This is a genomic window from Phenylobacterium sp., assembly GCF_020402505.1.
Taxonomy (GTDB): Bacteria; Pseudomonadota; Alphaproteobacteria; order Caulobacterales; family Caulobacteraceae; genus Phenylobacterium.
This window is the reverse complement of the sequence record NZ_JADBZL010000149.1, coordinates 1-2575: the sequence shown is the minus strand read 5'-3', so window position 1 is coordinate 2575 and position 2575 is coordinate 1. Positions and strand designations below refer to the sequence as shown.

Sequence of the window (2575 nt, the reverse complement as noted above, 5' to 3'; positions counted from 1 at the left end):
GACCCCCTCAGGCAGCTTCGCGGACAGCTCTCCCTTGGGGGAGCAATTGAACGCTCCAATTCCTCCACCTTCCAGGGGGAGGTGGACCGCGCAGCGGGCCGGAGGGGGTCAACGGAATCGCCGTAGCTTCCCTTGCCGCGCTTCGCGGGGAGCTCTCCCTTGGAGCGCGCAATTGAGGGGCTCTGTGGAGGCCGCCTCAGCCTTTAGCCGAACGTGGCCAGGAAGCTCGTCGGCGTCAGGCGGACATGGGCGTCGAGCGGGGGCGCCAGCTCGAAGGCCCGGGGCTCCCGTGCGAAGTTCCAGACCCTGACAAGACGCCAGGTCTCGCGGTTGTCATTGGCGACCGCTAGTTCGTTCCGGGAGATGTGGAAGGCGGAGCGCTCCCAGCCATTGGTGGTCTTGACCTCCACCAGGCGCGGCCGCCCGTCGGGCCTGAAGCTGGAGATGTCGTAGCCCGCCCCGTCGCCATCCTCCTGGGAGGTCCAGCGGACCTTCTCCGCCAGGTCGCTCCGGCCCGAGCGCATGAGGACATGGCGCTCGAAGTCCAGGACCAGGGCCTCGCCGACGCGGCCAAGCTCCCGGTTCCGCGCGTCCGCTTCCGCAGGATCGAAACGGCGGTCGACCTCTTCCTTCCGGGCGGCGTCCAGCACGGGCCTGTTCAGGGCTAGAGGGGGCGGTCCCAGATACAGGGCGGCGGCGTCACGCGTCCCTGCTGCAACCGTCCGCATTGGAGCCTTCGCCGGATTGAGGTGACGGAGCACAGCGTCGATCAGGCGGGCCTGGAATCGATAGGCCGGCAGGTAGCCTGTGATCCAGGGCTGGTTCAGCACCTGCATCACGGCGCTGACATTGCGGTGCTTGAACTCGATGGACTTGTGCGAACGCCCGGGCAGCCGCGCCTGAAGCGCCCGGTTATGCGCCGCCTTGTTGTAAGGTCTTCCCGCAAGGTCGTCGGCCAGCATGTCGAAGTAGTCGCCGACGATCAGGTCGTTCTCTGCGTCCGACCAGTCGCCGCCCCCGCTCACGGCAGCGCCTTCCGCGACAGGAAAAGGAAGCGGGCCAGGAGGAGGCCCGCCGACAGGAGGCTGGCGATCATCACGCCCTCGACGATGCCGTTGACGCCTCGCCCCGCCGGCAGGGCGAGGAACCAGGCCAGGGGCGCCATGACAAGGACATAACTGACGAAGTGGGTGAAGGTCGGTATGACGATGTCGCCCCGAGCGCGCAGAGACTGGGCGATCACCACCTGCAGGGCGTCCAGCGGGATAACCGCGGCGGCGAGGACGAGGGCGGGGATGGCCAGGGCAAGGGTCGCCGCATCGTTGGTGTAGCCCGAGGCGATGGAGCCTGCGGCCAGCCAGCAGACCAGGCTGACGAGAAGGCAGAAGGCGATGGTCACTCCATAGGCGATCAGGCTGATCCGGCGGATGGCGGCGGCGTCGCCTGAGCCATAGGCGCGACCGACAAGCACCGAGACCGCGGTGGCGATGCCAAGCGGAACCATGAAGGCCAGGGAGATGACATTGACCACGATGCTCCAGGTGGCGACGGGGATGGTCCCCAGCCAGCCGGCGATCACGTTCATGCCGGCGAAGGCGGCCATCTCGAAAAAGCCGGACGCGCCGGCGCCCAGGCCGATCCGCGTCTGTTCCGAAGCCGCCGCCTGCGCCGGCGGCGCCGGGGTGAAGACCCCGAAGCGGCGGGCTTCCGGCATGCGCAAGATGTAGAGGGCGAGGGCCAGGGTCAGCAGGCTACGGGCGATCAGGGTCGCAGTGGCCGCGCCGGCCGCCCCGAGGGCCGGCAGTCCGAAGGTCCCGGGCACAAGGACAAGCAGAGCGAGCAGGTTGACGAGGTTGGCCGCCCACATGAGGACGGCGCCGACGCGGGGTCGCCCGAGCCCCTCCAGCCAGGCCGAGCACGCTGACCCGATCACCAGGAAAGGCATCGAAAGGGCGAAGATCCGGAGCGGCGGCGTCGCGCCCGCCACCAGGTCGTCCGGCAGCTGCAGGAGCCCGAGGATCCAGGGCCCCAGAAGGAAGAGGACGGCGCCGGCCAGGAAGCCTACCTTCGCGCCGTAGACCAACCCCCGGCGCAGGACCGCGCCCGTTTCCTCGGGGCGACCCTCGCCCATGGCGCGGGCGGTCATGACCTGGACGCCGCCGAGGAGCGAGGTGCCGACCACGAGAACCACCATCGTCGGGGCCCAGGCGATTGCATGCCAGCCCAGCTGGATAGCGGAATGGTGACCAACGACCACGGCGGCGCAGAGCCCCATGGTCATCATGCCCAGACGAGAGATGACCACCGGCCAGGCCAGGGTGAACAAGGCCGAAAGGTCTCTTCTCACCGCATCATGACGGTCTGTTCCCGCCCCTGCGGCCATGCCGGACCTCTCCCCTCGAAACGGCGCTGACACTGCCCGTTCCGGCCGCCCCGGGCAAGGCGCAGGCCTCAGCGGCTGAAGACTGCAACCAGCTCCAGGTGGGGCGACCACAGGAACTGGTCCACGGGCCGGACGCGCTCCAGCCGGAATCCCTCGTCGACCAGCCGCCGGGCGTCCCGGGCGAAGGTGGCG

At 69.0% G+C, this 2575-nt stretch carries 3 protein-coding genes; all 3 read right to left on the bottom strand.

The window, feature by feature from the left end:
* Positions 1-203 precede the first annotated feature (203 nt).
* Positions 204-1025: a DUF3883 domain-containing protein gene (locus IM632_RS10965; protein WP_296482997.1), complete on the bottom strand. Its 822-nt coding sequence runs from the start codon at positions 1023-1025 to the stop codon at positions 204-206.
* Positions 1022-2383, bottom strand: a complete 1362-nt coding sequence (locus tag IM632_RS10960) for an MATE family efflux transporter (protein WP_296482993.1) — start codon at positions 2381-2383, stop codon at positions 1022-1024. The genes IM632_RS10965 and IM632_RS10960 overlap by 4 nt, the downstream gene beginning before the upstream one ends.
* Positions 2384-2451: 68 nt before the next feature.
* On the bottom strand, positions 2452-2575 hold a 124-nt coding region (locus IM632_RS10955; RefSeq protein ID WP_296483008.1), incomplete at its 5' end, for a hypothetical protein.